Source organism: Nonomuraea fuscirosea (assembly GCF_003001935.1).
In the GTDB taxonomy this organism is placed as follows: Bacteria; Actinomycetota; Actinomycetes; order Streptosporangiales; family Streptosporangiaceae; genus Nonomuraea; species Nonomuraea fuscirosea.
On sequence record NZ_PVNG01000046.1, the window covers coordinates 22,287 to 29,388 of the forward strand.

3 protein-coding genes are annotated in these 7,102 nt (G+C 70.1%); 2 read left to right on the forward strand and 1 reads right to left on the reverse strand.

The window, feature by feature from the left end; translation table 11 throughout:
• The first annotated feature begins 31 nt into the window (after nucleotides 1–31).
• Both B0I32_RS54060 and B0I32_RS54065 read left to right on the forward strand, forming a co-directional pair.
• Nucleotides 32–1,657: an extracellular solute-binding protein gene (locus B0I32_RS54060; protein ID WP_181308854.1), complete on the forward strand. Its 1,626-nt coding sequence runs from the start codon at nucleotides 32–34 to the stop codon at nucleotides 1,655–1,657.
• Nucleotides 1,654–5,055, forward strand: coding sequence for an alginate lyase family protein (locus B0I32_RS54065; RefSeq protein WP_146178711.1), 3,402 nt, complete (start codon nucleotides 1,654–1,656; stop codon nucleotides 5,053–5,055). Before B0I32_RS54060 ends, B0I32_RS54065 begins: the two co-directional genes overlap by 4 nt.
• 105 nt (nucleotides 5,056–5,160) lie before the next feature.
• Here B0I32_RS54065 and B0I32_RS58570 read toward each other — a convergent pair.
• Nucleotides 5,161–7,102: hypothetical protein (locus B0I32_RS58570; protein ID WP_181308856.1), on the reverse strand; the 1,942-nt coding region annotated here is incomplete at its 5' end.

Consider the following 7,102-nt stretch of genomic DNA (forward strand, 5'->3'; position numbering starts at 1 on the left):
GATCGTCCACGCCATGTGGAAAGGGAACGTCATGGCACCCACCTTCAGCCGCCGCCGCGTCCTGGCACTCGGTGCGGCAACGGGGCTGGCCCCGCTGCTCGGGGCCTGCGGCGACGGCAGCCCGAGTTCGCCGAACAGCTCGAACAGCTCGACCGGGCCGGTCAAGCTGCCCACCTACAAGCCCGTCACCGCGGCCACGCCCGACCTGGCCGCCGAGCCGGCCGGGGTGTCGCCGGGATACTTCACCTACCCGGCCTCCTCCAGCGCCGCGTCGCAACCGGTGCGGGGCGAGGCCGTCACGGCGCTGACGTACACCTACGACCCGATCGCCCCCGCGCTCGGCTCGAACCCCTACTGGCAGAACCTCAACAGCAAGCTCGGCACCGAACTGAAGCTCACGTACGTCGCCTCGACCGACTACAAGAGCAAGGTCGCCACGACCATCGCCGGCGGCGATCTGCCCGACATGGTGGCGATCCAGGGCGTCGTCCAGCAGATGCCGGCCATGCTGAAGGCGGCGTTCACCGACCTCACCGAGTACCTGTCAGGGGACGCGGTCCTCGCCTATCCGAACCTCGCCGCCCTGCCCACCGACGCCTGGCGCAGCACCGTCTACGACCAGCGGATCTGGGGCGTCCCCGTGCCGCGGGCCCGGATCGGCACCGTGCTCTACACCCGGGCCGACCTGCTGGACAAGGCGGGACTCAGCCTTCAGCCCGAGTCGTGGGCCGAGTTCAAGGAGATGGCGGCCGCGCTGACCGACGAGCGGGCCGGCCGGTGGGCGTTCGGGCAGATCCCGTTCACCACGATCCTCGAGATGAACGGGATCACCGGCAACTGGCCCGGCGGCGCCGGCGTCTGGCAGGCCGAAGGCGGCGTCTTCACCCACTCCGGGACGACACCGCAGTTCACGCAGGCCCTCGCGGACACCGTCGAGCTGGTGAAGTCGGGGGTGGTGCATCCCGACCACGCGGGCGCGCCCAACACGAAGCGCAACGCGTGGATGCTGGCCGGCACGACCTCGTTCACGATCGGCGGGTACGCCGGGTGGGGCAAGTTCTACGGTCAGGCGAAGGACGTGCCCGGCTTCCGCCTGACCGGCATGCTCTCGCCCACCCGCGACGGCAAGGGGACGCGGGTACGCACGCCCGGCCCCACCCTGTCCAGCTTCACCGCCGTGGCCAAGACGGACAACGCCGAGCGGATCAAGCAGATCCTCAAGGTGCTCGACTGGTTGTGCGCACCCTTCGGCAGCAGCGAGTACCTGGCCCTCCGGTACGGCGTCGAAGGCCAGACGTTCACCCGCGACGGCTCCGACCCGGCCCTCACCGAGGCCGGGCGCAGCCAGGTGTTCCTGCCGGTGCGGTACCTCGCCGAGGCCTCGCCCGTCATCTACGAGCCGGGCAACCGCCAGGCCGTACAGGACCAGCACGACCACCAGGTGGCCGGCGTCCCGCTCGCCGTCGCGGACCCGACCCTCGGGCGGTACTCGGAGACCGCCGCCAGCAAGGCCGCCAGCGAGCAGCAGGAACTGGACGCGGTGCTGCTGGAGATCCAGCTGGGGAACAAGCCCGTCTCGGCGTGGCAGCCGGCCATCCAGAAGTTCATGGATCGGGTGGGCGACAAGATCAAGGCCGAGTACGAGGAGCAGTCGTGAACTCAGCGAGACGGAGCAGGTTACGTGCGGCGGTCGTGCTGGCTCTGGTGGCGGCGTTCCTGTCGCCTCTGTCATCAGGCAGTGCCGCCTTCGCCGACATGTCGGATCTCGGCAGGCTGCTCGACCTGACGCGCCCCGGGCTCAGTGCGGTGGCGGCCGAGCTGGCCGCCGGTGACGAAGCGGGCGCCGCGAGCGAGCTCAAGGTCTATTACGCGGGCCGCGCCGACGTCCACTACCCGGCTCCGGCCGAGGGCCTGGGCGGTGGCGACTCGGGCCCCGACGAGCTCGCGGCGGGGATCTTCCGGTTCGGCGCCCAGACCCGTACCTTCTACGACAGCGCCGAGCAGCGGATCGACGTCGACTGGCAGGACCTCTGGGGTGGGACGCAGACCGCCCCGGGCGGCGCGCAGACGTTGATGAGCGACTTCACGTTCATGCCCAAACTGACGTACGCCTACGTGTCCGAGAGCGATCCGGCGAAGCGCGCGGCGTACGCGAAGGCGTGGATGGACATCTCGCTGGACTTCTTCGCCGACAACCAGAGCTGGCCGCAGGGCCGCAACCTGTCGGCGGCCAAGCGGCTCGCCCAGCTGGTCAGCGGGTTCTCCGTGTTCAGGAACGATCCCGGCATCGACCCGGGCGATCTCGTGGCGTACCTGTCCGGCGTGCACGCCACGACGGACTACCTCGTCGGCGTGCTGCAGATCCATGTCGGCAACAACTGGTACATGTCGATGGCCCGCTCCGTGCACGCGGCAACCGTGTTCCTGCCCGAGTTCTCGGCATCGTCCGGCTGGGAGTGGTTCGCGGTGCGCTCGGCTGAGCGGTTCCTGCGCACCTGGCTGAAGGGCGACGGCGTGTACCGCGAGCCGGCGTTCAACTATCAGGCATACGTGGCGGACATGCTCAACTCCGTCATAGCGGTCGCGGAGGCCAACGGGCGGACCGTTCCTGACGCTCTCGCCCAGGGGGCGGACTGGATCGCGGACTCGCTGTTCGCGACCCGTCAGCCGAATCTCGAACCCGCGGCGATCGGCGACACGCCGAACAATTACGCGGGGACGTCGGCCATCCGCAGGAGCGGGGTACGCAACTCCTGGCCCGATTTCACCTGGGTCGCCTCCGGCCGGACGCAGGGGACCACCCCGACGCTGCCGTCCACGGTGTTTCCGATCAGCTTCGCGGTGCAGCGTTCCGGGTGGGACGCCGATGCCCGGTACATGCTGATCAACAACCAGCTTTCCAGTTACACCGCCTCGCATCGGCATCCGGACGACCTCAGCCTGGTGATTGCGGCGTACGGGCGGCCGCTGATCGTGGACTCCGGGGTGGGGGACTACAGCGCGACCGACACGAACAACTGGATGCGCCGTGAGACCGAGGCGCACAACACCGTCGAGGTCGACGGAGAGCCGCAGGCCAAAAGCGTTCCCCGTACGACGTCGCTGTGGCGCTCGAACGCGGGCCTCGACGTCTACCGCGGTGCGGCGATGGGCTACCGGCCGGTCGCGCACGATCGCGCGGTCTACTTCGTCAAGCCCGGCTTCTGGGTGGTCTCCGACGCCCTCACCGGTGACACCGCCGCACACGACTACCGGCAGCTCTGGCACTTCCCCGGTGATCCGGTGACCGTCAATCCGACGACGAAGGTCGCCACGGTCGGGTTCGACACCGTGCCGGGAGCCGCACCCGGCGCCGGCGTGCGGCTCATCCCGGTGGCGACGACCGGCGCCGCGGTGACCCCCAGGATCAGCAAGAACGGCGCCGTACGCGTCGGCGAGCAGGTCCTCACCGACGTCGACTACCTGTCGTACGACTGGTCCGCCACCGGGCCGACGGGACTGGACACGGTCGTGGTTCCCGGCCCGGCCGGCGCGGCGCCCTCGGTGAGCGCGAAGCGCATCGCCATGCCCGGGGTGAGTCACTCCGTGGCGACGGCGATGGAGATCGTCCAGCCGGGCGCGACCGGACGCTTCTACCTTTCGCGCGAGGCGAATCCCTCGTCGAGGGCGTTCGGAGCCGCCACGACCAATGCCGAGACCGCGTACCTCGAGCGTGCTTCGGGCGGCGGGCTCACCAGGTACGCGCTGACCAGAGGGTCGTCGCTGACCGACGCGAACAACACGCTCATCAGCGCGTCCGCACCGGTGTCCGACGTCAGTGTGGAACTGAGCGGCACGACCGCCCGGATCTCGATGGGGGACCCGTTCACCGGCACGCTCTCCGTCCACGCGCCGAACGCGACCGCGGTGACCGTGAACGGCACCCCGACCGCGTTCACCCGCACGGGCAACCTGATCACCGTGTCACTCCAGGAACACTTCGCCCCGGCACCCGTGCTCGACGAGGAGTTCGACGACGCCGGCCTGGACCGCACCGTCCATGACTTCAACGGATCCCTCGGCGGCTGGACGCCGGTCCAGGGGACCTGGGCGGTGACCGGCGGACAACTGGCACAGAGCTCGACCGCGGACATGGTGTCGTTCGCGGCGCTGCAGGACGTACCCGATGACGTGGTCATGGCCGCGGACATCGTTCCCGGGCTACGCGGCCAGACGACGTCCCGTACCGGTCTCGCGTTCCGCTACCACAATTCCCGCAACTACTACCGGGCCGAAGTGCTCAACTCCAGCACGGGAGCGACGCTGAAACTCGTGAAGATCTACGACTCGAACACCGCGGTTCTCGCGGAGACCGAACTGCCGACCGGCGCGAACGTCCCGCACAAGCTGGTCGTGTCCGCGATCGGGAAGCATCTGACCGCCAAGGTCGGAGACACGTCGATCTCCGCGGACGACGGACAACTGCCGACGGGCGGCGCCGCCGCCTACACGCATCGGCGGGCCGCGACCTTCGACAACATCGTGATCAGGGAAGGGCTCGACCAGGCCAACTGGCGAGGACTGACCGGGGCCGTGTCCGTCGCCTCGGGCAAACTGCGCCTCACGCCCGCCGGTGGCCGGGCGCACGTCCTGGCCGACTCGACACTGCCGGAGCGCTTCTCCGAGGCGTGCGACTATGCCGTGGAGACCACGCTCACGATCGACGGATCCGCCGCCGGCAACGCGGGAATCTCGCTGCGAGACACCACGGACGCGTACGGGTACCGGATCCACGTCGGCAAGACGAGCGACGGAGACCGGTACGCGAGCATCATCCGCGAGGCTCACGCGTCGGGCCCCGTCACCGTGGCCAAGGCAACCCTCAGCAACCCGTTGACCGGTCCCGTGCGACTGGGCGCGGCGATCCACGGCGACCGCATCACCGTGACCTTGAACGGCGCCGAGATCCTGAAGGGCCGCGACACCGTTGTACGCAGCGGCGGCGTCGGGCTCTACGCATCCACGGAGAGCTCGTTCGAGAACGTCACCGTCGCTCGGTCCTGCGGGGGGAGGTAGCACCCGCGGCCGAGCTGACCCGGGCTCCCGGCAGCTGAGGTGTCGTCCAAGCAGCTCAGCGGCCAGGAGCCCGCGACGATGGGACCCCTTGAGTGGTTCAGGTCGTCACGGCGCCGCCGCCTTCGCGGTCAGTGAGCCGACCTTGTCGCCCTGCGGGTTGAAGACGATCGTGTACGTGCCCGTGACCGGCAGCGTCGTCGCCGCGATGGTGCAGTTGCGGCCGCAGGAGGGCGAGTTGCCCAGTGCCGTGCCGTCCGGCTTCAGCAGGCCGACCCGGACATCGGCGGCGGCGGTGAAGGTGGTGCCGGTGAAGGTGACGGTCACCTGCTGCCCGGCGGTGCCGGTGAAGGTCCAGCCTCCGTTCTGGCCCGGGGTCGTGGTGGTCAGCGTGACCGCCGGGCCGCCGATGGTGACGGGGGCCGGGGCGAGGTCGCGGACCGCGTGGACCCTGAGGGTCAGCTTGCCCACCCTCTCGTCCTGCGGGTCGAACTCCACCGTGTAGGTGCCGGTCGCGGGCAGTGCCACCGGCTCCAGGAAGCAGTTCTTGCCGCAGTAGGTGGCCGAGACCAGCGTGCTGCCGTCCGGCTTCTTCACCGACACCCGCGCACCGGTGGTGCCGGTGAAGTTCGCGTCGGTGAGGTTGAAGGACACGAGCTGCCCGGCCGTCCCGGCGAGCGACCAGGCGCCGTTCTGGCCGGGGACCGTCGTGGTGAGCGTCGAGGCGGCGCCGCCGACGGTGACCGCGCCGAGCAGGTGCGTGACCGCGTACGCCGCCAGGGTCAGCTTGCCGGTCTTGTCGTCCTGCGGGTCGAACTCCACCGTGTAGGCGCCGGTGACGGGCAGTGCCACCGGCTCCAGGAAGCAGTCCTTGCCGCAGGAGGCGGCCGGCACCAGGGTGGTGCCGTCCGGCTTCTTCACCGACACCTTGGCGTCCAACGAGCTGCTGAAGTTCGCGTCGGTGAGGTTGAAGGACACGAGCTGCCCGGCCGTCCCGGTGAACGACCAGGTGCCGTTCTGGCCGGGAGTGGTGGTGGTCAGCGTGGCGCCTGGGCCGCCGAGCGTGACGTTCGCGCTCAGGTGGGTGACCTCGTACAACTGCAGGGTGATCGAGCCCGTCTTGGCGTTCTGCGGCCTGAACTCGACCGTGTAGGCGCCGCTCACCGGCAGCACGGCCGGATCCAGCAGGCAGTTCTTCCCGCACGGGGTGTCGTCGATCAGGACGGTGCCGTCCGGACCGCGCACCGCGATGTAGGCGTCGTAGGTGCCGGTGAGCGTCGAGCCGGTGAAGTTGTACGACACCCGCCGGCCCGCCGTACCCGTGAACGTCCAGACGGCCTTCTGCCCGGCGCCGACGGTGGTCAGCGTGGACGCCGGGCCGCCGACCGAGGTCGTCCCGGTGACGTCGCCCTCGGTGAGCTGCGCGGTCAGCGAGCCGGCGAGGGACTTGCGCGGGTCGAACAAGATCGTGTACGCGCCGGACGCGGGCAGCGTGATCGGGTCCAGCACGCACAGCTTGCCGCAGGAGGTGTCCTCCCGCAGGACGGCGCCGTCCGGGCCGCGTACCGAGACCGCGGCGTCGGAGGCGCCGGTGAACGTCCCGTTCATGAACGCGAGGTTGACGTAGCGGCCCTCGGTCCCGGTGAAGGTCCAGGTGCCGTTCTGGCCCGGGGTCGTGGTGGTCAGCGTCGAGGTGCCGCCGTCCACCGCGATCGTGGCGGCGACGTCGTTCACCAGGTACGCCCGCAGCGTCAGCGCGCCCGTCTTGGCGGCCTTGGGCCGCAGGTCCACCTGGTACGTGCCGGTCGCCGGCAGGGTGACCGGCTCCAGCAGGCAGCCGCCGCCGCAGTTGGCGCCGTCGGTCAGGTCGGTGCCGTCCGGCTTCCGCACCTTGACGGTGACGTCCGAGGAGAGGGTGAACGTCGAGCCGGTGAAGTCGAACGACACCCGCTGCCCCGCCGTCCCGGCGAAGGTCCACACGCCGCGCTGCCCGGGGATGGTGGTCGTCAGCGTGGACGCCGGACCGCCCACGGTGATCTGCGCGGTCACG